18 protein-coding genes and 1 pseudogene are annotated in these 23,630 nt (G+C 58.0%); 2 read left to right on the forward strand and 17 right to left on the reverse strand.

All coding sequences use genetic code 11. The features are described 5' to 3' along the window. Nucleotides 1–79 precede the first annotated feature (79 nt). Complete coding sequence (gene lolA / locus AC1U7K_RS12640) at nt 80–778, forward strand: outer membrane lipoprotein periplasmic chaperone LolA (RefSeq protein WP_480251738.1); 699 nt, start codon at nt 80–82, stop codon at nt 776–778. A gap of 33 nt (nt 779–811) precedes the next feature. Next, nucleotides 812–1,561: a 2OG-Fe(II) oxygenase family protein gene (locus tag AC1U7K_RS12645; protein WP_480251740.1), complete on the forward strand. Its 750-nt coding sequence runs from the start codon at nt 812–814 to the stop codon at nt 1,559–1,561. A gap of 58 nt (nt 1,562–1,619) precedes the next feature. Here the strand turns inward: AC1U7K_RS12645 and AC1U7K_RS12650 are convergent, their stop codons facing one another. The 17 genes and pseudogenes from AC1U7K_RS12650 to AC1U7K_RS12730 form a co-directional block, all read right to left on the reverse strand. Next, complete coding sequence (locus AC1U7K_RS12650; protein ID WP_480251742.1) at nt 1,620–2,057, reverse strand: response regulator; 438 nt, start codon at nt 2,055–2,057, stop codon at nt 1,620–1,622. A gap of 11 nt (nt 2,058–2,068) precedes the next feature. Further along, nucleotides 2,069–4,813 (reverse strand): PAS domain S-box protein, encoded by a 2,745-nt coding sequence (locus AC1U7K_RS12655; protein ID WP_480251743.1) that lies wholly within the window; start codon nt 4,811–4,813, stop codon nt 2,069–2,071. A gap of 209 nt (nt 4,814–5,022) precedes the next feature. Continuing rightward, a complete protein-coding gene (locus AC1U7K_RS12660; protein WP_480251745.1) occupies nt 5,023–7,194 on the reverse strand; it encodes a sensor histidine kinase in 2,172 nt (723 codons plus the stop codon). 47 nt (nt 7,195–7,241) lie between these two features. Then, nucleotides 7,242–8,189: an ABC transporter substrate-binding protein gene (locus AC1U7K_RS12665; RefSeq protein WP_480251746.1), complete on the reverse strand. Its 948-nt coding sequence runs from the start codon at nt 8,187–8,189 to the stop codon at nt 7,242–7,244. 22 nt (nt 8,190–8,211) lie between these two features. Next, nucleotides 8,212–10,374 carry a PAS domain S-box protein gene (locus AC1U7K_RS12670; RefSeq protein ID WP_480251748.1) on the reverse strand — a complete coding sequence of 721 codons (2,163 nt, stop codon included), beginning with the start codon at nt 10,372–10,374 and terminating at the stop codon, nt 8,212–8,214. Nucleotides 10,375–10,867: 493 nt separating this feature from the next. Beyond that, nucleotides 10,868–11,239 (reverse strand): hypothetical protein, encoded by a 372-nt coding sequence (locus tag AC1U7K_RS12675; RefSeq protein WP_480251750.1) that lies wholly within the window; start codon nt 11,237–11,239, stop codon nt 10,868–10,870. A gap of 76 nt (nt 11,240–11,315) precedes the next feature. After that, on the reverse strand, nt 11,316–11,492 hold the full coding sequence (locus AC1U7K_RS12680) for a hypothetical protein (RefSeq protein ID WP_480251751.1): 177 nt from the start codon (nt 11,490–11,492) through the stop codon (nt 11,316–11,318). A 259-nt stretch (nt 11,493–11,751) separates the two neighbouring features. Further along, nucleotides 11,752–12,585 carry a nuclear transport factor 2 family protein gene (locus tag AC1U7K_RS12685; protein WP_480251752.1) on the reverse strand — a complete coding sequence of 278 codons (834 nt, stop codon included), beginning with the start codon at nt 12,583–12,585 and terminating at the stop codon, nt 11,752–11,754. Nucleotides 12,586–12,768: 183 nt separating this feature from the next. Further along, nucleotides 12,769–13,158 carry a protealysin inhibitor emfourin gene (locus tag AC1U7K_RS12690; RefSeq protein ID WP_480251753.1) on the reverse strand — a complete coding sequence of 130 codons (390 nt, stop codon included), beginning with the start codon at nt 13,156–13,158 and terminating at the stop codon, nt 12,769–12,771. A gap of 22 nt (nt 13,159–13,180) precedes the next feature. Next, nucleotides 13,181–14,233, reverse strand: coding sequence for a M4 family metallopeptidase (locus tag AC1U7K_RS12695; RefSeq protein ID WP_480251754.1), 1,053 nt, complete (start codon nt 14,231–14,233; stop codon nt 13,181–13,183). Between the two features lie 378 nt (nt 14,234–14,611). Continuing rightward, nucleotides 14,612–16,005, reverse strand: a pseudogene (locus AC1U7K_RS12700) (flavin monoamine oxidase family protein). Between the two features lie 149 nt (nt 16,006–16,154). After that, nucleotides 16,155–17,537: a TfuA-like protein gene (locus AC1U7K_RS12705; protein ID WP_480251755.1), complete on the reverse strand. Its 1,383-nt coding sequence runs from the start codon at nt 17,535–17,537 to the stop codon at nt 16,155–16,157. After that, the gene (locus AC1U7K_RS12710; protein WP_480251756.1) at nt 17,534–18,784 is read right to left on the reverse strand and encodes a YcaO-like family protein; all 1,251 of its coding nucleotides are present in this window, start codon (nt 18,782–18,784) and stop codon (nt 17,534–17,536) included. Before AC1U7K_RS12710 ends, AC1U7K_RS12705 begins: the two co-directional genes overlap by 4 nt. A 139-nt stretch (nt 18,785–18,923) precedes the next feature. Further along, entirely contained in the window at nt 18,924–20,363 is a 1,440-nt protein-coding gene (locus AC1U7K_RS12715) for a hypothetical protein (RefSeq protein ID WP_480251758.1), read from the reverse strand. A 14-nt stretch (nt 20,364–20,377) separates the two neighbouring features. Then, nucleotides 20,378–21,196: a SagB/ThcOx family dehydrogenase gene (locus AC1U7K_RS12720; RefSeq protein WP_480251759.1), complete on the reverse strand. Its 819-nt coding sequence runs from the start codon at nt 21,194–21,196 to the stop codon at nt 20,378–20,380. 15 nt (nt 21,197–21,211) lie between these two features. Continuing rightward, nucleotides 21,212–22,528, reverse strand: coding sequence for a YcaO-like family protein (locus AC1U7K_RS12725; protein WP_480251760.1), 1,317 nt, complete (start codon nt 22,526–22,528; stop codon nt 21,212–21,214). A gap of 12 nt (nt 22,529–22,540) precedes the next feature. Then, nucleotides 22,541–23,629 (reverse strand): TOMM precursor leader peptide-binding protein, encoded by a 1,089-nt coding sequence (locus tag AC1U7K_RS12730; RefSeq protein WP_480251761.1) that lies wholly within the window; start codon nt 23,627–23,629, stop codon nt 22,541–22,543. Between the last annotated feature and the right edge of the window lies 1 nt (nt 23,630).

Consider the following 23,630-nt stretch of genomic DNA (forward strand, 5'->3'; position numbering starts at 1 on the left):
CCGCTCGTCCGGCAACGTCCGCTCCGAACTTCGTCCCACCCATCTTCACGGAGGGAAGAGAAGATGGAAACTCCTCCTGTTGCTCCCGTTCCTCATTCTAATTCCTTCCTGGACTGTCATAATCTTCGCGGCTGACGAGGGGAAGGAGGAGAAGGCGGCGAAGGAGATACGGGAGGCGGTCAAGAAGCTGCAGGCGCGGTATGAGCAGACGAAGGATTTACAGGCGGACTTCGAGCAGACGACGCGGATCGAGGGCTTTGCGACGCCGTTGAAGTCGAGCGGCAGGATGATGATCAAGAAGCCGGGGCTGTTGCGGTGGGATTATCGCGAGCCGAACGTCGAGGAGATCTACGTCAACCGCAACGACGTGATGATGTACGTACCGGAGCACAAGCAGGTGCTCGTCGGTAAACTGACACAGATGGCGGCCTCGCAGGCGCCCCTCCAACTGTTGCAGGGCGTGGCGAAGATCGAGGAGGAATTCGAGGTCGAGTCGTCGCGCGGTGGAGAGCGGGGCGAAGGCGGCCTCCCGCTCCTCACGCTCATCCCCAAGGCGTCGCAGTCCGACCCGACCCGCACCGTGTTGCGGATCGTGCTTGAACTGCAGCCGAAGACGTACTACATCAAGACCGTGACGATTCACGAGGTCAGCGGAAACATTTCGACGTTTCGCTTTACGAATCTCAAGCCGAATAGCGGGTTGAATGCCTCGCTGTTCGACTTCACACCGCCGCCCGGCGTGGAGGTCGTCAAAGCACCGTCGCTGAGCCCGCCATGAGACGTTTCCGGGTTCAGGATTGACGAGGAGACCATGATCGCATCGCCGACAGAGGAACTTTCCGACGCGGTTCACTCCGCGGTGCACGCGCTCGACGGTGAGCGGGTCCGCCGTGAGTATTGGGAGCAGAATGAGTTCATCTGTCTTCCCAAATTCCTTCCGCCTGCGGTGGTGGAAGACTGCCTGGTTCCCGCCGTGCTGAAGATGAAGCCGAAGCTCAATCGGAACTACATTCCGGGCCACAAGAAGGGCGGAAGCGTGAGCTACTTCCTGCTCCGCAAGGAGGCGCCCGTCTTTCTTTCTCTCTACCGGTCGCCCGCCTTCATGAATTTTCTGAACCAACTTGTCGGGGCGAATCTGATGCTGTGCCCCGACAACGATCCGCATGCCTGCGCGCTGTACTATTACACGGAGCCCGGGGATCACATCGGGTACCACTACGACACGTCATACTACAAAGGCGCCCGCTATACCGTTCTCCTCGGCCTGGTCGATCGCGCGCCGTCCTGCAAGCTCGTGTGCCAGCTCTACAAAGACGACCCGTCAAGAACGATGAAAGAGTTGTCGCTGTCCACGGAACCCGGCACGATGGTGATCTTCAACGGCGATAAGCTCTGGCATGCCGTGACACCGTTGGGGCAGGGCGAGGAGCGCGTGGTCCTGACGCTCGAATACGTGACGAATCAGGAGATGGGGCCGTTCAAGCGGATGTATTCGAACCTCAAGGATGCGTTCGGCTACTTCGGCCTGAAGGGAATCTTAGAAGGGATAAGGGGTAGATGAAACCGAGGTAAGAGGGAGAGCCCATACCCCCTTACCCCATACCCCTCTACCCCATCTTTCACACCGCAAATTGATCCCGCATGAGCACGTGCTGATCGACCGACTTGCGAACCACGGTCAGGAGCTCATCCTTGGACACCGGCTTCACGAGATAGTCGCGGACTCCCTGTCGCATCAACGCCACCGCGAGTTCGACGTCGGGGTATCCCGTCATGACGACGACGGGGACGGAAGGATACTGCCGGCGAAAATAGAGAATCGCTTCCTTGCCATTGATCTTCGGCATCCGGATATCGCAGAGGATCGTGTCGACCATCAACGGATTGTCGCCGGAGTTGAGCAACTCGATCGCCTCGCCTCCGTGTGCCGCTTCGACGACCTCGTACCCCTCCTTGGCCAGAATGAGCGAGAGTGGCTTTCGCACCTGCGCCTCATCGTCCACGATCAAGATTCTGCCTTGCCGAGGTCCAAACGCTTCGCGCATCGGTGTCACCATCGCACCCTCCTTTACTCCGTCCCAGAGCGAAAATGCATGGTGAAGCACGTCCCTTTGCCTTCTTCGCTGTCGACGGTGATTCGCCCACCATATTTCGCGACAATTTTGTAGACAATGCTCAACCCCAGGCCGGTCCCTTTGCCCGGGTCCTTCGTCGTGACGAAGGGATCGAAAATTTTGCTGAGCAACGGCTTCGGGATGCCGCATCCGGTATCTGCGATGGACACGCAGACGCCTCCGTCTTCAGGCGCGGTGCACAAGGTCAAGCGCCCTTGCCCATCCATCGCCTCGACGGCGTTGCTGATGACGTTCACGAACACCTGGTCGATCTCGGTCCGCCGCGCGCGGAACTTCGGCGTCGGTTGAAAATCCGTCACCACCTCCACCTTTCCGAATTGCGGGCACCGCTGCACGAGCTTCACGGCCTCCAACAGCCGCTCCCGCACGTCCACGTCCATCTCGCTGTCCCGTGACGCCGGTCGCGCGTAGCACGCAAAATTCTTCACCACCATGCCGACGTGTTCGGAGTAGCGAACGATGTCGCGTGCATACTCCTTCACCTTCTCGGGATCGTCCTCGCAGAGAATGATTTCGGCCATGCCGAGGATCCCCTGCACGGGGTTGTTGATCTCGTGCGCCACCCCGGAGACAAGGGTCCCCAGGCTCGCGAGTTTCTCGGCCTGGATCAATTGATCCTGCAGTTGGCTCTGCTCGGTCACGTCCCACAGCACGACGCCGACCTGCTGTCGATCATCCTGAGTGAGGGTGACGGGAAAGAGCCGATAGCGAAAGATACGCTTCCCGACTTTCACCTCGCGCTCGGTCACCCGCGTCGCGTGATGATCCTGAGTTCGAAGATTGGCGACCAGCCGCTCCCACTGCTCGGAGGTGAGGGGCAGGACTTCGGACAACCGGCTGCCGACGAGCGTGCCGTGCTCGGATTGAAACGATTGGACCGCCAAGGGATTGGCATAGACGATGCGCTGCTCGGCATCGACGATCAAAATCAGACACGGCAGCGACACCATGATCGCGTCAAGCTTGTCGTAGGCGTGCCTGAGCGCCTTCTGCGCATGCCGTCGTTCACAGAATTGACCGATTTGGCTCCCGAGCGAGGCGAGAATCTCGAGCAACGTCTCGTCCATCTCGCGCGCGTCGCGACTGAAGAATTCCAGCGCGCCCAGCGCATGACCGTGCAGCATGATCGGAAAGGCCAGACCCGCCTTCAGTCCGGCCCGTGCCGCCATTGCCGCTCGAGGAAAATTCGAGTCCGTGGTGACATCCTCGATCCACACCGGCTGACCGCTCGCCCACACTCGCCCCGGTAACCCCTCCCCCTTCTCAAAACGCCGGCCTTGGGTCGCGTCGATAAAGGGACCGACGTCGAGACCCGGACTGTGCCAAAGCTCCTCGCAGTGGATCTGTTGTTCGGCTTCGTCGGCGATCCACAGGACGCCGACATCCCAGCTCAGCCCCTCGCAGATCGCCTTGACGATTTTCGGCGCGGCTTCCGGCAAGTCCATGGCTTCGGCGAGGAGCCGCGTCACCGCGTATTGCGCCGCCTGCCGCTGCTCGATGATCTTGTGATGCGTGATACATTCGGCGATGCCGGCGATGCGCGTCACTCGCCCCTGCTCGTCTCGAATGGGAAAGGCGCGATCGCGGATCCATCGAATCGTGCCATTTGGCTGGACGATCCGATACTCCTCGTGAAATGCGCCGCTGGCTTGTTTGGACAGGGCGGCGATCACCCGGTTGCGATCATCGGGATGGATGGCATCCAACCAGGCGGACGCGTTCGCATAGAGAGCCGCGCGCGACTGTCCCCACAGTTTTTCATAGGCCGGGCTCACGTAGAGCAGCTCGCCTTGATCCGCATTGGTCAGCCAAAACACCTCTTCGATATTTTCCGCCAACTGGCGAAAACGCTCTTCGCTCCCGCGTAGGGCCGCCTCGGCGCGCTTCCGTTCGGTGATATCCCGAATAATGCCGCCGAAACTCATCTTGTTGTCGCCGGTCTTCCAGATCGCGAGCGACAGCTCCAGCGGAAACTCGGTGCCGTCCTTTCTCAAGCCGAAAAGCTCGAGCGTCTTGCCGACGAGGGCCGATTGCCCGTTCGCCTTGACCCGCGCGATCCCGCGCTCATGCGCCTCGCGAAAACGGGGCGGCATGATACAGGTGAGCGGCTGCCCGACGACCTCCTGCGCCGTGTAAAGAAACATCCGGGTGGCGCTCGCGTTCCAGAACACGATGCGCCCATCGTCTCCGGCCACGATGATCGCGTCCGATGTCGACTGCACCACCGACCGGAATCGCTCCTCGCTCTCGCTGAGCGCCGACACCGCCGTATCGGCCATGACCGACAGCGCTCGGACGTCGCACGCCCGTCGCACCATCGCCTTCAGCCCGGTGGCGTTGTACGGCTTCACAATGGACGCAAAGGCGCCCTTCGTCAGCGGGGCCACCGTGTGCCGTTCACTCATGTGACCGGTCAGGATGATGACCGGCAGTTGAGGATCGACCTCGTGCACCTCGTTGAGGACGGAGTGGCCGTCACGATCGGGCAACCCGATATCGAGGAGGACGGCGCTGTACCGCCGACGCCGCACGCAGTTGATGCCCTCGTTGCCGGTGCTCACCGTATCGACGACGTAGCCTTCATGCTCGAGCATGTCCTTGATGGCTTCACGAATATCGACGTCGTCGTCCACGACGAGGACCGAGGCCGCGCCCCCGCTCGCTGTCTGTGTATTCATGGTCCCCTCTCGGGGGCTCGGACGCCCCTTCGTTTATGGAACAGCAAGGTCAGTGCCATCCCAGTCTAGCCGCCGGGCGCTTTCAATTGCACACGGTGGGAGCGCGATTCGTGATATTCCACCCTAAGACCATCCGACTCGATCGCGGACCCCGTATCGGATTGCATACGCCCATTATCCCCCTGGATACGCCCCTTCATCTCTCGTAGTCAAATGGAACGAGCGAGCGGGATCGTGAAATAGAACCGGCTGCCGCGGCCCGGCGTGCTTTCGACCCAAATCTTTCCCCCGTGCAGCTCGACCAAGCTCTTCGTGATGGCAAGGCCCAACCCGGCCCCGCGCTGCTCGACCTGCACGCTCTCGCCTCGGTAAAAGCGTTCAAAAATCTTCGACTGCTCGCCCGGCGGAATACCGGAGCCGGTGTCGGCGACGCAGAACTCGGCGAACTGATCATCTCGCCGCCGGGCCTCGACGGTGATCTTGCCGCCGTGCGGGGTAAACTTGACCGCGTTCTGAATCAGGTTGGTGAGAATCTGATGGAGCTTGTCGCGATCCGCGAGAATGCTCATCGCCCCTCCGAGATCGGCCGTTCGCAGCGCGATCGATTTGCTTTGAGCCAGAGGCTGCAACGCCTCGTTGATCTCGTTCACCAGCTCTGTCACCGGTACGGGCGTCAACGACAACTCAACGCGGCCCGCCTCGATGCGGGAGAGGTCGAGGAGGTCGTTGATCATCCGCGTGAGCCGTTCGACGTTATATTTCACACGGCTGAGGTAGTAGCTTTGGCGCTCGGTCAGCGCTCCGGTCAGGCCGTCGAGCATATTTTCCACATAGCCCTTGATCGACGTCATGGGCGTCCGCAGCTCGTGCGACACGATCGAGACGAACGCCGATTTCAGGCGATCCAGCTCCTGCAGCTTTTCGTTCGCCGTTTGCAACTCCCGCGTCCGCTCCTGCACGCGCTGCTCCAGCGTTTCCGTGAGCTCTTCGAGGTCCTGATACGCTTGCGCGTTGTCGATCGCCACGGCGATTTGGCTGGCGATCGTCACCAGCAGGTCCAAGTCCTGTTCGTGGCACGGGGCAGTCCCGCGATCCGCCGCAAGAAAGCCCATGATCCGCTGGCTGCTCTTGAGCGGCGCCGCCACGAAACAGCGGACGCCTTCTTCACGCGCGAGCGCCAGGATCCTGGGGTCGATTCGGTGCGCGACCGTGTCGATGTCATCAACGTACACCGGCTGCCCGCGCAGCAGCAGATCCGCCTGCAGAGTGTCATTGTCGGCCACGGGGATTTCGACACCGGTCAACGCCTCTTGGGCGACGGCCGACACCCCTTCGACCCTCGCGCGGTACGCCACTTGCCGGTGCGGGTCGTACAACATCAACAGCATCCGCCGGTAGCCGAGGTTTTCAATCAGCAACCGGAGGACGGCGGAGACCAGCTTATCGGTGTTCAAGGTCGAGATAATGGCGGCGCCCGCCCGATTGAGCGTCTGTAGCTGCAGGAGCTGCGAGGTGATCGCGGCATCACGCTCCTTCAACGATTGCGTCATCCGGTTGAACAGCCCGGTCAGCTCGCCCACTTCATCTCGCGTCCGCGGCTGCGCGGTCGCGGTGAGATCGCCTTCCGCCACCCGTTTCGCCACCGCGGCCAAGCGCTTCAGCGGCATAATGATGCGATCCGCCAACACGACCGTCGCGGCGATACCGATCAGGATGATCAAGCTCGTGATCAGGATCACGTTTCTGATCACGACATTGAGCGCCTGCTGCATCTTCATCCCGGTGAGCCCGATTTGCACGACGCTCAAGATCTGCGGCGGCTTGTCGACTCTGCGTTCCGGGCTCCGCTCCATCTCCAAGGGGAAGGGCAGCATCGCGGACGAGGGTGGGGTCCGTCGAAGAACGGGCACCGCGAAATCGTACATCGTCTCCGGCTGACCGCCGCCGCCCGCCGTATAGACGGTGAGGGCCGGCTCCTTCGCCGTCACGTCGAACAACCGGGTCGCCACGCCGGGGTCCGGATAGAGTGCGGTTTCCGGGCTCCGTTGCAGGCCTTTGGGCTCCTTCAACGCGCCTTTGGTGCCGGCCACGAGGACCTTCCCGTCATGCCGGGTGACGACGGCGTACACCACCTCGTCGTCCTCCATCACGCCGTCGATGTACTGCTGAAGATCCTGTCGGTCTTCGGTGATGACCGCGTAGCGGCTGTTGTGCGCCAAGTTCTTGACGAGAATCGTCCCTGTTTCGACCAGCGCCCGGGTCATCGTGTCCGCCTGCTGCTTGATGAAGTACCAGCTCAAGCCGCTACACACGGAAATGATGATGAGGCTGATGAACAGGACGAGTTTCGTCCGGAGACTCACGAACGGGCTCAATCTCATGATGACCCCTCGTGACCCAGTAGATGTCGGTGTGTGTGCTGGGCCCATTAGAACAACTCGTCTGCTCGGGCGACGATCTCTTGCGGGATCATCAAGCCCAGATACCGTGCAGTTTTCAGGTTCACGGCGAGGCGGACGCGGTCCGGCAACACCGTCGGCTGCAGGCCGGACACGTGGCCCGCGGCAAGCAGCCGCCGCGCCATCACGCCCGCCTGGTGACCGATATCCTCGGGATTGATCGACAGGGACGCCAACGCGCCGTTACGCACGAACTCCGACGAGAACCCGACGACGGGCACGTTGTGGTCCAGCGTGGTGTTCAGGATGAATCGCAGGGAGTCTTCGGTCAGGACCGTGCTGTCGGGCACCAGCCAGAGCCCGTCGACCTTGGGCAGCAGGGCCCGGAGCGTGGCCGGCAGTTCCTTTTCCGATCGGACGTGGCGCTCGACCAATTCAACGCCCGCGCGTGCTGCGGCGCGTCTGGCTTCTTCGATCAGGCCGGCCGTCTTGTCAGGATCGTAGAGAACGCCGATCTGTTTGGCTTTGGGCAGGAGCGATCGGATCGTCGCCAACTGTCGTTCCACCGGCACGCGGAGACTGATGCCGGCCAAGTTCGGTGCCCGCAGATCGTACTTCTCCGGATCGAGCACCATGCAGTAGATGACGGGGACGTCGACGATCTCCAATTTCGCCGCGAGCGCGGCCTTGAGGCCGATCGCGACGACGACGCTCGCATCCGAGGCGCGGATCTTCCTGGCGAGCTTTCGCCCTTTCGCGAGATCGCCTTGGAGGTCGTATTCGGTGAGCGTGCCGATCTCCGCGAGCTCGGCCTTGAGCCCCAGGACGGCTTGCTCGTACGCGGCGATGTCGGAGGATTTGAGGATGGCGATATCGGCAGCGGCGGCAGGAGAAAATGAGGCGAGGAGACAGACGAGGAGAACGGCCTGGCAAACGAGAAATGCACGTCGGTGGGCGAGGCCCGCCAGGCACTTCACGACATCCGGGACCAATCCGGCCTCACTCGCTGGTCAACGTCGCGGCCGTGTCCCTGTGTTCATCGTCCGGCCGGCTTTTGAACGTCGTAATGTCGGAGGCGATGCCGGCGATGCGGTACACCTGTCCCGATGCGTCGCGGATCGGAAATGCCCGGTCGCGGACCCAACGGATCGACCCGTCCGGCCGCACGACGCGGTACTCCTCGGCGTAGGTGCCCTGCGTCTGCACGATCGCCGCTTGCCGGACTCGTCCTCGATCGTCGGGGTGGATCGCATCGAGCCAGGACTCCGGAGCGGCGTAGAGGCTGGCGCAGGTTCGCCCCCAGATCGCTTCATACCCGGGACTGATGTACAGCATCTCTGTCTTGTCGGAGTTGGTCATCCAGAAGACCTCGTTGATATTTTCGGCGACTTGGCGGAAACGCTCCTCACTGTCGCGCAATGCCTGCTCCACCCGTTTCCGCTCCGTAATGTCCTTGAAGACGACCACGGCCCCGACGAAGCGGTCGCCTTCACGGATGGGCGTGCTGACGTATTCAACGGGAAAACAGGTGCCGTCCTTCCGCCAAAACACTTCATTCTCCACCGCATGCACACCGCCGTCCTTGAAGGCGGCGTAGATCGGGCACACCTCCGCGGGATACGGCGACCCGTCGGCGTACGAATGATGGACGAGGCGATGCATCGGCCGGCCCAACAGCTCCTCGGGCGACCATTGCAGAAGCTGCGCCGCGGCTTGATTGACGAAGGTCGTGCGACCGTGGTGATCCAAGCCGTAGATTCCTTCGCCGGCGGAGTCGAGGATCAAGGCGTTGTAGCGGCTCAGTCGTTCCAGACGTTCTTGCGTCTGCTTTCGCTCCACTCCCAGGGCGAGACCGTCGACGGCGGCCGCCAAGGCCTTCATCGCAAACTCGGTCAAGGGATGGCGCGCAAACACGCCTACCACACCGATGACACGGTCTTCGACCACCAGCGGATACCCTCCAAACGCGACCATCCCTTCCCGCATCGCCCACGCCGGATCACTGGCATGCGGATCATGCACGACGTCGTTCGTCAGATGAGGCCGTTGCATGGCGGCGATTCGGCCGATCATCAGTTCTCCCACCCGAATACGGCTGTGGCGGCCATCGAGGTTCGTATAGAGGCCCACACTCGCGCGAAGCTCGAGCACCGTCCGGTCGGCGCTGAGCAGCCAGATCCGCGCAAAAGCCGCCTCGAGATGACGGACCATCGCATCCGCGCTCGCCGTCAACATCTCGTCGACCGTTCGGCTCTTCGTCAACGCCGTGCCGATGTCGGCCAGAAACGTCGCCAGCCGCAGACGCTCGGCCTGCGCCTCCTCCGCGTGTTTGCGCTCGGTAATGTCCCGGAGGATACCGCAATAGCACGTTCCCTCGCCCGCTTGCCAGGTGCCGAGCGACAATTCGATCGGTACTTCGGTGCCATCCTTTTTCAAGCCGTGCAGTTCGAGCGTTCGGCCGAAGAGACGCGCTTCCCCGCCTGCCGCCAGGCGGTCAAGGCCGCGTTGATGAGCCTCGCGGTACCGTTCGGGCATCAGCATGGTGAGCGGGCGCCCCAGCATTTCGTCCTCTCGGTAGAGAAACAACCGTTGGGCGGCGCGATTGCAGAACAGGATGTGGCCGCGGCGGTCGGCCAGCACGATCGCATCGCTGGCTGATTGCACCACCGAGCGGAATCGATCCTCGCTGGCGACCAGAGCCGATTCCGCGGTCTCGACCCGCGCCGCAAGCACCTTGACGCCGATCGCCCGGCGCAAGGTGCCTTTCAATTGTTCGCGGTTGTAGGGCTTGGTCAGTAACGCGAAGGCGCCGTGGTTGAGCGCTGCGGCGGTCTTCTCAGACGCCGTGTACGCCGTCAAGATGATGACGGGCAGCTTGGAGTCCTGCTCCTGCAGTCGAGTGAGCACTTCCAGCCCATCCAGGTCCGGAAGCCCCAAGTCGAGAATCACGGCGCCATACTGATGCCGGGCGGATCGTGCCACCGCCTCGGCTCCGGTGCTGGCGATCTGAACTCGATAGCCCTCATGCTCCAAGAAATCAGTGAGTGCTTCCGAGATATCAGGATCGTCATCGACGACGAGGACGTCGTTGTTCGTACCGGCCGTCTCCACCTGCATGCCGCCGCTCTCACGCGTTAAGTCGCCGTATCGGTCACCTGCCACGCTTCATCGGGTATAGGCGCTCATCCCATCGGTCTCTCTCGATCCTTTCCCGGGCCGCACACGCGCAGCCGTTGCCGCGCGCGGTGGCACGACGACGCTGATGGCTGAATCAATGGCTTGGAAACGAGAGGCCGGAGAAAAGGGAGAAGTGAGTGTCCCGCGCCTTACGACGCAATCGCCTAGAGGACTTTTAACCTCGTGGAAGAATAGATGAAGAAGCGAGGATGAGCGGGTAGAGCAGTCGCGTGCCACTCCACCCGCTCGTCCTCCGAGGGAGTCTCTTCGATCGCCCCTTGTACGGATCCCGGTGATGATCGCACCTCTCTAGGCTCATCGCGTTGCCGTGACGGCCGGGCGCTCCTGACGTCACAAAAGCCGCCTTCCGGTTGACCCGGCTCGACGGCGCAAACGCTCCTCCGCAGACCGTTGCCACCGTAACAGCTCGCCCCAGAGAAAGCCGCGGTGACTCGGTTCACCTCGACGCAACGGCTCTTCAATGCGCCCCTGGCGATCGCCCGTCCATCTCGGTCATGCGGCGCTTGCCGCGCGGTCGGCCGCCCTTGAGTTCCGCCAGGCGAGGGGGAAATCGCCCGCCATTGAGCGACTCGCGGCTGTCCAGCGTGTGACTCAGCGCCTGCTCGATGAGACCGGCGAGTGTCGTGCCCGACGTCCAATAGACGGTGTTGCGTGCGCGCTCGAGCAAATCGACCGGCAAATAAATGGTCAACCGTTTTCGGGCAACCGGCTTACGGGTCACCGTGGACGCCGGCGTCGCGCGGCCGATTTCCGGCGCAGTCGTCGGTTGATGCGTGTGCGGCCAAGCCGTGTTGGCCCGCCCCCGATGGGACACGCGGTCGGTCGTCATTCCGTTACTCATTGTCGCTGGCATTTCCTGAGGGATGATCGTGTTCAAGGTATCCACCCTCCTGTCTGTGGTCGGCTCAGGCTGCGGCCTGCCGCCGGCACTGTTCATGTTCGGTAGGCTCATCCTCGGTGTCTGTATTCGTGTCGGAAGCCTGTCCGGCCTCCGCGGCATCTTGGACGACGGCCATCACCATGATCCAGACCATGCCCACCATGCCGATCAAGAGGCCCCATATCACGAGTGCCCAGTCCATAAGTCCTCCTCCGATCCTCCTTGATGGACGTGCTATCCCGCAGATGCAGCAAGGGTGATGCCGGCAGGAGACCCGAGCATCACCCTTTAGAAAGATGGGTTGAACGAGTTGAATACTGAAGGGAAAATGGCGCTCTCGTGCACAGCGCTCAAAGTGGTCAACGGGAGGCGTGGAGAAGCGTATCGAATCGAATACTGAAGGGTATCTTGAGTGATACAGTTGCGGGAGCCGCGAACGACGACCCGGAGTCTTTTCGTTGTCAGCGCGGCTGTTCGCTTGCCCCCTGCGTGAGGCGCCGCAAACGATACTCACCGCCCCATTGCCGCGGCGGGACGCTTCGGCTTCCGACGCGCGTGTACCACCACCGGCCCTGTGCGCGAGAGCCGTCGCCCGTGAAGACGACTTCAAAGCCGCCTTCCCGGTCGTTCCCACTCTGTCGCCATGTGCCTTCCCATCGGCCGTCGGCCAGGCGAGTGGTCCGGAGCTGTCCCTCTTGCCAGGTATAGGAACCGTTGCCGGCGCCGTCGAGCGTGGCGCGGTAGGACTTGTCCTCTTCCTGAATTTCCCATTCACCGCTGAGATCCGGCGGCAAGGCGGATAGCAGCGAGCCTCCGGCCTCTAGAGCATTCCCGCCGGCGGTGGATGCGTACGGTGTGCCATCCGCAGACTCGTGCCATTGCACCAGGACCCAGCGGCCGTCCCGCCGTTCGAACACGCCGGATTCCCGGAGCGGGATTACGGTCACGTTCTCTCCTGTGCCATTGGCCTCATGCCTGATGTAGTCGATCTCGACCGTGTACCTCGCCACATCACCGTACTGCCAGGTGCGAACACGTTTGATCGGAATCTCGATCCGAGTCACGGCTGCGAACTCCAACTCCATCTCCCGGGCGAGATCCTGCCAACCGTCGTACCGGCGTCCGCCGATCGTATAGCCCACCATATCGTCCGCCACGAACTGCTGAAGCGCTTTCAGGTCGCGCTGCTCGTTGGCGCGCAGCATGCCGCGGACGGCAAGTTCGGGCGTATCGGCCCGCACGCTCTCGAGCCCTCGGTTCGAGACGCAGCTGGTACAGAGAACGGCAGTGGTCATCACAATGATCCAATAGCTCAGCATGCGCACAATCGGAAGACCTCCCTTTAATCTCCTGCCCCTCACCGTTTGTCGCCGCAGCGTAGCAGAACGACCAGACAAAACGCATCTGCCGGGATGAACGTGGCTGTGGAGTTTTTGTCTGGAGGGTTCAAAGACGGCAGGTGCAGGCGAGGCAGAGAATTACCGCTGTTTCGCCTTTTCCGTAAGCCAGTTGAGGAGAGGACGGAGTGCGGGCGGAGCCGCCGATTCATCAAGCTCGACCGTGTGTCGGCGATCGCTTGTTTCAATCGTCACCTTGTATTGAAAGCGATCGGCGCCGGGTGACTGCTTTTGAAGAGTTTGCGGAAGGTCGAAAAAGGCGGCGGACTGCACGAGCTTGCGGAGCTCTGCCGCTTCATCGGCCGGCATTGCGTTAATATCAACGCTCGTGTTCAACCGCGTGCCGGCAAATCCGCCGGACCGTTCGAATTGGATGTGCATTGGCGTCTCGTCGGGACGGGCAGTGGTGGCGATAAGCGCGGCGTGCGTGAGCACGACCGCGATCGACAGCACGAAGGCTAACGCGGGCATCAGCGGGGCGACACGCCGTTTGCTAGCCCGCCTTCACCGTAATGCCGACTTGGCGCCACGCATTCTGCACGGCCTTTTGTTCAAGTCCGCCTTTCCCATACAGCTCGCCCGCCACACGGAACGTCAAGTCCGCTGCCTGCTGAAACGTGGCTTTGGGGCGGAGTCGATCGCGAAGCGTCACATACCAAATGCGCCCGGTTTTTTCCCACGCATAGCCGCCGATCTCCATGGCCGCGAGATAGAAGGCATGGTTGGGAATCCCCGAATTGATGTGTACACCTCCGTCGTCCTCTGCGACCTGGTGATAGTCTTTCATGTGAGCAGGCTGTGGGTCTTTCCCGAGGACCGGATCATCGTACGCCATACCCGGGGCTTTCATCGATCGCAACGCGACTCCCTTGACCCCTTTTGCCAATAAGCCCTTCCCGATCAACCAGTCCGCCTTCTCCGCCTTCTGTTTGAGCTTGTACTGTTTCACCAGCGAGCCAAAGACGTCGGAGAACGATTCATTGAGCGCGCCCGACTGCCCGGAATACTGCAACCCCGCTTCGTATTGGGTCACGCCGTGGGTGAGCTCATGGCCGATCACGTCGAGGGCGATCGTGAACCGGTTAAATAACTTGCCATCGCCATCGCCGTAGACCATCTGCCGGCCATCCCAGAAGGCGTTATCGTAGTCTTGACCATAGTGCACAGTCGAATCGAGCCGCATGCCGTGGTCATCGACCGAATTTCGCTCATACACCTTCTGATAGAAATCGTACGTCGCCCCCGCCGCATCGTAGGCCTCGTTCACCATCCGATCCTTCGACTTGGCGCCACCTTCGCTCCGGACCAGCTTGCCGGGCAACTCCTCGGCATGCCGTGCATCATAAATCGTTCGCCGCTTCTCGCCAGTCGAGAGCGAGGCCGCGATCATGAGATTCCCCATCACATCGCGCTGCCCCCGAAACCGCTCCGACACGGCCAACGTTCGCAAAGCTTGCTCGCGCTGCTCCTCGTCTCCATGCTGCGCGATGCGGCGGAGAATGTGGGGTGGAAGGATGCAGTGCAGAGGCACACGGCCTGAGGTCATAGAGCAACTCCGCAATTAAGTGATGTGCTGATCAAGGCTCCGGCACATCGTCCTGAAGCCGCCCAAAGCAAGTCTTCTGCTCGTTCAGCGACGTCTTTTCTTCCGCTCCGGCCAACGCCAACGAATAACAGCAACGCACGGACCTTCTGTCGGCGCCCCACAAACTCTTCCAGTGCCCGACGAGTAACGGTAGCTAACGTCGCCCCTTCCTCGCGCGGCTCTCTTGCAGCGCGTTGAGCAAGGACTCATCGGCAAAGATGGCGATTCTCTTCATAACCTTTCCCCTACATATCAGGGACGTATGCAAATATGCTACATCCATGTGTCCATATGTCATCCACCGGCGGAATCGGCAGCTCGTATACCGCCTTTCCTCATTTAAGTTCTTCTAAGTTCTTCAGTGACCCTGCCTGCCGCGCGAAGACCTGACTCTACGGCGCCTTCTATCCAACCTGGCCGTGCAGAAGTATGATCTCCAGCAAAAAATACTCTTTTATCTGTCTGCTCAATATGCGGCATGAGTGAGAACATCTGCCCAGGCTTGAAGTATGCATACGCGCCTCCAGCATACTCATCTTCGTCCCAACATTTATAAGTGCCGCATTCAAAGCTTTTTTCAATCTCGGGATACACTAATTCCATTTGCTTTTTTACATGCGGAACGCGATTGCTAGGATTGATCGCGATGATAGCCCGCGCTTGCTCACCGGATATGAACGAGTGAAGAATCCCTCCGGTTCCCGGCTGTGCAAAGGTGGAATCGATTAAATTCATAATAGGCAGGTCGGTCCACGTCATTCCATTGTTCACACGAGTGGGATCCCAGACTCGTTCCTTGCATTGCACATAGACTCGGCTAATTGACGCGTAAGGGAGCTCTTTTATTGCTCTCTGCTTTTGTTGCGAAAACGGGGGGTCACTTTGATCTTTCGCAGCGCTGGAAAGGGAATCGTGCAAATCGCAACGCTCCCCTTTTCCTCCCGTCGTGCACCTGACTCGACATACGACACCGTCACAGATTTGGCATCTCTCCTGATTTCAACTACAGGACTGTTATACCTAATATTACGGCTGAGTGTTGATGCGATAGCTTGGGGAAGCATATCCATTCCGGACCTTATCGTATACCACTTGGGGTTCAATCCGGAGCACAGACCGAATATACTGTCGCGCAGCTGGAACAGTGCCGAGACTTTTTCCAAATCGTCCCACCATGGTGCAAACCATGGGCGAATTAGTTTTATGGCTCCTTCCGAAGCCCCTTGTGAATGCAAGAACTCCGAGAAGCTCATATCGTCATATTGTTTCACTGAGGAGTGTGGCCATGCGGGTGCCATTGCATTACCTATATCTTTTCCGCCGGAATAGGCAGCTAAGATTCCACCCAAGCCCATCGCCTGCTCTTCAGGAGTCAAATCGGGCCAAGGATCGGTGCGAGTAAATGGATCGAACAGTTCTCCGCCGAAGAAATACTTGAAGCTCTTATCTTCGGGGAGAACGGAATCGCATGGAAGATTGAACTCCTGGATTAAGGCCATCGTTTGTTTATGTGCATCAGCAATGTACGAGGCTCCGGCTTCTGCGAACAAACCATGCGAAAACCCCCTACGAAGCGTTTCCACCCGCCCTCCCGGGCGGCCACGCGCTTCTAGCACGACCACTTCATAACCGGTCTTGACGAGTTGGAAAGCGCTCACAAGCCCAGCCATGCCCGCGCCAATCACTATAACCTTTTTTGAGACTGTCGCCATAAGGTCCTTTTTGGAACGCATAGCCCGACGGAAACCGCCTGGCGGCTCATACGGCGTTCTTTTTTAGAATGAACAATGCTGAATCCCATACGGTGCCTACCAGCGCCCTTAACGCCGTCTCCTTGGGAGCCCTTTCTTTCCCCTACCGACAGATGGCGTGAACATGGGCCCTATGATGAATTTGGCGCACAGGACCGCTTCGCCTTCGCTTGCCGACCGGTATGTATTGCATAGCACCGCTCTCGTCGGATGACGCTCAAGAATTCTCCTTCATCACGGAATCCTGCATGTCGTGCATATGATAAGAGATCCTTCGGTGGATCGCGCCTGAGTTTTCTTCGGAAATACCAGCGCACCACACTACGATCGCCCATTCCGATATCATTGGCGGTTGGATTCTCGAGTCCCCTGCTCTGCAGGATTTCGCGTTTTTTCCTGGCCCGAGCGGCAAGAGCCTGGTATTCGTCAGTCAAGCGAAGGTAACCGGGCAGAAATGCCTCCACCTTCCCGGCTAATCTCCTTCTCGCGGCGTACAGCCGGCCCTCTAGATACATGAGCTCCATAAAATGATCTTCACTTAATTGGTTTATCGCAATCCATTCCCTTAACGCCGTTGCGGTGAGCAAATTATGCCTTTGGCGGAACTCCGCGATCGTCCTGAGCACGGCACGGTAGTCCTCATCCTCGTCACTTCCCACGTTCCCGTTGTATGCTAGCAATAGCCGCACAAGACATCGTTCACTCGCTTGGGTGTAACGCTCCCCTTCTAGTTTCAACTCTTCTATAACCGCATTAGTGAACACCGGCGTTCCTGCTCCTGCATCGGCACTCAGCTGCCCTGCCTGAGACGTCAGTTGGCGCCAGACATGCGTCCTCTCAAAACAGTAATTTATCGTTTTGCTCTCTCGACTGTTTTCGCTTTTCCCGCGAATGGCTCGAAGCATTGCAAGGGCATCTTCTTGCTTCTGGTCCCACCGGCCTGTCGGAAGCCATCGCTCCAGAGATGATATCTCTTGAGCCGCTACGCCTGCCTCTTCTGCGGCCTTCAAGAGATATGGATAGGTGCGTTCAGGGTAGAAGGTGGCTTTTGCAAGACGCTCGAGGGCCGTACGAGTGGCGGAACTTATGATGCCGTGCGCTTCTGCCTTCCGAAGCGTACAACGAATATTGACCATCGCTTCCGATAGGGGCACATAGCACTCGTTGTGGGTGACGGCCACTTCGTCATCATCCTCCAGTATGCCGTCGCGAAATGCCTCGTAGACCCAGCCGACTCCTTCCATGCCGAATTCATACAGTTCAGCCGCCCGTAATGCCCCCATGCTGGCGGCTCCAAAGACATGAATACCCTGCGACATTGCCCACAAAATCTCTTTGTGCCAGACGGCGGGTATGCGATCAAAATAACCATCAATAATGCCGATTGCGAAGGGCCTTTCCTGGGCGACGCGATAGACATCCCCCTGTGAGACAGGCGGCAGGTAGATCGCACTTAACTCCTCTTGGCACTCTTCTGCGTTCAGTGTGGGGCCAGTAAAAATATAGATTTTCATAAGCGCGATGCTCGCAGTCGCTGCACCCTCGCTCCTGGCGAATATCCAGGATGATCATCTGGGCCTTCTAGCCCCGGAATGATCATTTTTACTATCTGATACTCGCAATCGGGATCTGTTAACGGTACGGCAATCACCTGGTCAATACCAGCGGATTGGAGCTTTTGCAAGGCACACTCTATGTCATCGTTAAGCATAGTGTGATCATACGACGGTATCCGTGTGAATTGCCGATAACCTTCGTGGGCTGGTCTGAGGGAACAATAGCGCATGAGATCATCGCTGCGGAATCGTGACGCCTCGTATTCATTTCGGAATACGTCATCACGGCTTCCGCTGATCAGCGTCAGCCGGCATTGGGCTGCCTCGATAATCGCCCTAATAAGAGCAATGCCGCTAGACAAGTGACATCCCATTCCCGCCGACGTATACTTTAGACGCTCTGGATTCTCTCCTGTTTCATATAGCAAACACAGGAAGGCGGGAATACCGACGTCCGTAGTTGTCTCCCAGATTAACAGCTCCAATCCGGCTTCATGGATCTGTATTATGAGTCTCGCAGAGTCCGGATCAGTGCAGCTATCGACTGCGAGTCGAGTTGCTGCCTGCGTGGCCCGGTCGCTCTTATACCAAAGCGTCGTCCCGTCGCGTTCGACGACCTCACAAATTCCGTGCAGAATCGCTTCCAAGAGATGATTGCCGGACGCCAAGCCATTTGATGTCGGAAAAAAACAAGCATCCCCGCTTAAATTGCTTCTCGTTGCATTGACACTCACATAGTCGTAAGGAACCCAGACTCGGCTTCCTTGAAGCAAGTCGTACCCCTCTAGCCACAGCAACTGCTTGTATTGATGCCAATAATAACGATTGACGAGTGATAACTTGTTAACATCCACAAGATTATGGGTCCCCTTCAAGTCCGACACTGACCCTGCTATCAGCGGTAGTGTGATCCGCTCCGCAAAATAGAGCTCTATCGCTTCCATAAGACCCGATGCCTTTGCAGCATCAAGAGTCAGCCCTTTCCCCTGCGACACGGACAACGAACGTGAGTTAGGACGACACACGGTGACGACCGGAATGCCGAGCCAGTCAAGGCCGGTCACGTTTGCAACCCGAGTGATTCCGAATGTACTTGTCATTGGCAAAAGCCGATCGACAGTATTTACGGGATGGAGAATTCGGTGGGTGCCATCGAGGTACGTTTTAGCAACCTTACTTTGTAAGGCCCTTGATACCCCTGTCATTGCACGTTCCCTTGCGCTACTCGTCCGTGTGACGATGAATCACGCCGATAGCCACTATACGCCGATCCATCCGCACCATCACATCGCGCCGGACGCAGGATACACGGTCATCAATCTGGCACGCGTGTTATACGGTTGCTCACGTCCGGCACAGGGTCTGTTGGAGTGCCATATTAATGTCTTCGTATCGCGCAGGGCTTCTAATCGCTGACAGTATACCCCCTGTAAGCAACTGCACGTCCTTCCCCTTTTTCCCGTTCATTTGTACGAGACTTGTTCCCGGTCGACTGGCAAGGGCAGCCGCCACAGCGATGGCGGCATTCTCATCCTCATCCCGCCAGGTCGCCAAGGACTGCAGGTTAGTACCCTTAAGTGCTTTGAGAGCCACGGTGGCCATATAATGGCCGACGTGTCTCGCACTTTCTTGCATCGCCTTTAATGGCAATGCTCGTGGTAAGGCTATCGCTTTTCCCTTTTTATCTGGATCTGGCACAAGCGCTCCGGCCTTGATTGTGATGGCACGGGCCTGGCCTGTATAACACCGTGAAATTTCATCGAGCTGTTCCATATATCGACCGCGTCGTGACGGTGACAACTCCTTTAACGCCTCAACCGCTCCATAGATGACATATGGAATCAACGCCGGGCAAGGATGACGATTTCCGTTCTCAAAAGCCCCACTCAAGACATTCTTTTTCCCCCAGTTTCCTTTATAGAGAAGGGCAGTATAAAATGCTATGGCTCCTATCCCATAGGATGGGCCCAGATTCAGAACCCCACATACTTCAGCCGCCGTCTCTTCGGTCCAAAAGTGCCAGAGCGCCGGAACTTTACTCAACGGACCCCGCTTATACATTTGGCACAGTTCCTCGTACAGTTTATTTTGCAGCTCATGCAATATCCTGTCGCGCTGATCGGCAGTCAGCACATAATGCCCTCCTACTTCATGCCCTAATACTCCCCAGAGCAGGGGATCGTTTCTGTACCCCGCAGGGAGACCAACCACTCCGACCGTGAAATCCCTCGCCAAACTCCCCAATACTTCACGATCTTGGAGTTGCTCAACCTCCAGCATACATGGCATAGGAACGCGATCTGAGATCTGGATACCGCTAATCGTAGGAAGGGGGCCAACGAAACCGACCAGCGGTGGGACCTTTTGCACAATATCGTTTCTCACCACTGCCCGTTTTTCCAAAAACGCGTTGTACAGTTGGTTCACGACTCTTTGAGAGGCGCGAATATATTGAGCCATACCTCTTTGAGCTGGCTGGAGCACGGCATTGATAAGAATAGTGAGAATCGCATACGACTGTGCGTCCTCTCCTCCCGTCTGTTGATCTGCTCGCAGTAACCTCGCGATGATCGGCTCCAGGTTACTCAGCAATGGAGTGATGTACCCCTTTTGGTATTCTCGGTTGAAATGGCCTGCCGCGCGTTCGATGTTCTCTTGAAGTTTCCGAATGAACTGCGACGCGGTGCTAAACGGAGTACTCTTAACCGGTCCAGGCTCAAACAAATTCACTGTGTCTAATAGACGACTATTCAGCTCCTGGAAGTTTAGTGTTATAGACCGCATCGTTATGCCTCATTCTAAGAGGTGTTGTTCCTTATGCCATTGTGTTGCTTCATTCCAATCGCGATCACATACAGTACGGAATGGGCCGTACCATCTAGCTGCAACGCCTTGTCCAGCTCCCTGTCAAAGAACCCGCCAATGTTCAATGTCGCAAGATTGAAAGCACAGGACACCAGGCTTAGATTCTGTGCGACATGTCCGGCCTCCAACAAGGTAAAGCGATACCCACGATCACCGTATTTAATTGTCGACCGTTCGAATAGCCCGGTTATGAATACCAGCACGCAAGCATGCTCCGGTAGGGTATTCGAAATGAAGCAATGTGAAATGTACTGCGCCTGGTCGCGATCGCGGACTTTCTGTAGTCGGTGTGCCAGCGCGTCATAATGATAGAGTCCTTGATTTAGACTCGTCACGCTGGACACGTTTATGAAGAGCTCGAGCGGATACAATGCACCGGCAGATGGAACTACGCGGAGCGACCGTAACAACCCGGAATTGACCTTTGGTCGTGTAACTCCATAGCTGAAATGCAATAGTGCGGCGAGTTGCCCTAATCGTATCCTATGCGGCCTCATTTCGCGGGTCGATACCCGCGAACGAATGGCTTTCCCTATTTCCATATTTAAGGCTGGCATTCGCTTTGGTAACCGCACTGTAGGGAAGCCATGAAAGACCATCGACTCTTGCGATGTAAGCATGTGCTGTCGTATTTCGGCCCGTGACGGCAACAACGCGAATCGACCAATCTTTGACTGTTCATGAAAGACTTCCCATAAGGGAGATTCAGTGTCGCACCCAAGGAGACGGCGTACGGGGATAGAATCGCTCATCTGCCCGATGCTCCTTTAGGCGAATGGATGTGGTGCGTCGTTATCCTGGCGCTTATCGCCAACCGTTCGATATCCCAGTTTTTCTGGCACTGTCCGCAATCTCGTTCCCCCTAAAGCCCGTACCTTATATCCCATAAACAATGGATGGAAGCCCGGTATGATTGCTCGAATAACCCAAAAGCCAAGAGCCCGGACATCATCAGTCGTCACATCAGCTGCCAAGACCTGATGCTGAACTGCCTCTATCCTATCGATGACGCAGCGTAGGTCCGCCTCTGGCTCCCCCGTCGCTATGTTTTCAATTTCGCTGAACGCTATCTCGTTGCCTGAGCTCCAAAGGAACTCGGCTAAGTGAGTATTTTCATGCTGGAAGTATGTTGCGGCGTGAGAATCTGGGTCCACAACGTTCTCCCAGTGCTTTCCTGGGTTGAACTTCGCCCGCTGTGATTTCATCCATTGCGAGAGGGTGGCAATCTGAGCCAATTCTTCTAAACTTTTCCGGACGGCGCGTTCTGGATCAGGATGAGCCGCCGCAGCGGCCACTAAGGCCGGCGCCTCTATCACCGTGTTCGTCATTACAGCAAAGATCACAGGGACGCCGTGATCCATGCGTAGGTACAACAGTCTGATCGTCGCTTCGGGGCGGCTTAACCGTGCAAGGAGATCGCGACTTTCGTCGGATACACTCGTAAGGCGTATTAATTGCCGTGTCAGCTTTGCTTGCCACGTGACGGCGATGGCGTCCCGCTCAATTACCTCGCACACTGCGGTCAATGTGGCGAGGAACGGATTGGAATGGCACGCGAGACCGGTAGAGATCTGTTGGGTAATCGGAACTTCACCCATTCTTATCTGGTCATATGGCAAAAAAACCATAGCGGCCGGCACATACTGTTTCTTTCTGCTCGCGAGATCGAGAGCGGGCACCCAACGGATCGGAACCCTGCGATTAAAAGGCTTGTATGGAAACCTCTTAGCTGCATACTGCTTCTCGCTGAAAAGTGCAAACGATTCAGGCTCAACACATGGGAACGTTGCGGCATCGAAGCTGACGAATGGTAGATCGTCGACTGCATAGTGGGCCGCGCAGTATCGCTCAATCGCTTCACCCACTGCCTTCAGTGTTGCAGTGTAACGATCCGTCGAGACTCCGCTTCCGATAAATACCCTTTCACGATCCTTCATTACCTTCACACGATCTAAATTACAGGTTCTGGCCGACATATAAACAAAATCAGCGGTACCTGGCATCTTCCGTCGCTCTCGAACCTCATCAATAATACCCACCTGTTCGTCGACCAGTGTTTCCAATATGTCGGAACTCTGCGGCATATGATCGCAATTTTAGCGAACGTCGTGCTCGGCGCCGAAAAGGGCCCGCCCCAAGTCCGGTAATCCTGCCTTGTGAAGGTGACTGCACGCCGGGCAGCGAGGCATCTTGACTACTGCTCGCCCCGTCATGGTTCCGCGAAGGAGGTTTACCTCGAGAAAGCGACTCACAGCGCTAGGTTGCAGGCTAAGGCCATACAATTTCGTAAGCTCGAATGCAGCGATATCACCCAGAATGGTAACCATTGAAGGATGAAACGCCGACACCTCTCGGCCCTCAAAGGCGAGATCGTCACTTATCTGCTCAACATCCGGATTGGCCATATGTGCTCTTTGTCGAGACACCACGCATTCATAACAAGCCGTTTCTCCTGGAACGACGACTGGCCCCACATACCCAATGAGGTTTTTAAGCATTACCGGCATGAAGTGAATTTGCCGATCTAGACATAGCTTGTTCCATTGGCAGAACGCTCGCTGTCCCCCACAATCCGACGTCGCGACGAGACAGTCAGCTTCGAGATTGAGAGAGTGCTCGTCCCAACTTTCCGGCTGCGGCAATGAGGCTGGCCACTCGTTTCGGTTCACACTCCTCTTGGACTCGATGAAGGTCCCGTTGGGGAGAAACTGATGATTTATGACCCTCAATTTTTCGTAACCACAGGCGACGAGTGCAGCTGCCAACCTCACCGAAATGGCATTGATGCCCAAGATAACGATTCGGATCCTGTTCAAGCGTTGAAGGACGACTTCAGATTCGTCACCGCAGGTCCAGGCAAATACATCGAAGGGGGTCTCGCGTGGGCAGTCCTGTCTTTCCTTGTCCTCAGCCCACACAAGCAGACGCCGCTCCAGCAGCTTTCTCACCACAGTGTCTACCTCAGAACGGCTCGCGGGATGGAGGCATCGACGGATGTCGCGAAGTGATGCGCCCTTTCCTCCCGTTACAGCAAACACCTTTTTCACAGCTTCAGCCGCGTTTGCTCCCGTTATCATCACTTCCGCGCAACCCCGCTTAACAAGCACACCTGTCGGTATGGTGATCAATTGGATTTGCATGGCCCGTAGCTTGGCCTGCTCCATTTTCACAAATGCGTGCGCCATG

Source organism: Nitrospira sp. Vd2 (genome assembly GCF_979581665.1).